This window comes from Algoriphagus sp. SE2 (genome assembly GCF_039563885.1).
Classification (GTDB): Bacteria; Bacteroidota; Bacteroidia; order Cytophagales; family Cyclobacteriaceae; genus Algoriphagus.
Window position 1 is genome coordinate 1 of sequence record NZ_JBCLWJ010000055.1, and the last position, 964, is coordinate 964.

Below are 964 nucleotides of genomic sequence, written 5' to 3' on the forward strand. Positions count from 1 at the left end.
TCGTCAACTCAACACTGGAAGACCAACACGGAAACATTTGGCTAGGTACAGGTTATGGGCTAATCAAACTTGGATTGCGTCCTAAGCCTGTAAATGGTGATATAGATGATAAGACCCATAAAGGGTATGCAGGAGATCAGACTTATCTTTCACCGCTTGGCTACGGCAAGAGTGATGGATTAAAGGATATGCGTTTTTCCTTAGACGTCCTGTATTTGGATAGTAAAAACCGCCTTTGGTTGGGCATGGAAAAAGGGGTAAGCATGCTGGATATGAACCAACAGACCACTGCCCTAAACCCACCGGTAATTTCCCTGAAGCAACTGGATATTAACGAACAGTTTATCGATTACAGGAACATACCTGGTAGTTTAAAGAAGGAGCTTATTTTTTCAGGCGTTCAGGCTTTTGAGAATTATCCTTTGAATCTGGAACTCGCCCACCAAAAAAACTACCTTACCTTTCACTTTGCAGCCATAGACTGGGAAGCGCCGCATAAAATACAGTACAGCCACCGTATGCTGGGCCTCAATGATAATTGGAGCAATCCCACACAGGAAGCCAAAGCAGACTATCGCAACCTGCCCCATGGCACCTACACCTTTCAAATCAGAGCCATAGGCAAAAGCCGCCAATGGAGCGAGCCGTTTGAATATACCTTTACCATTCTTCCCCCCTGGTGGCAAACCTGGTGGGCGTATGTGATCTATGCCTTCCTGTTTTTGATGGCCTTACGCATATTTAGCCTTTGGAGAGAAAGAAGATTGCGGCAGGAGAAAGAAGTATTGCAGGTGAAGGTAGAAGAAAGAACCGCTGAGTTGAAGCAAAAATCTGATGAACTGGAACACTCGCTGGAGAGCCTAAAATCGACACAATCCCAACTCATCCAACAGGAAAAACTCGCCTCCCTTGGCCAGCTCACCGCTGGCATTGCCCACGAGATTAAAAACCCGCTCAATTTTGT

1 protein-coding gene is annotated in these 964 nt (G+C 45.9%); it reads left to right on the forward strand.

What is annotated here, in order from left to right; all coding sequences use genetic code 11:
* Positions 1-964, forward strand: a 964-nt coding sequence (locus tag AAGF08_RS20370) for a triple tyrosine motif-containing protein (RefSeq protein ID WP_343513295.1), incomplete at both ends; no start/stop codon positions are given.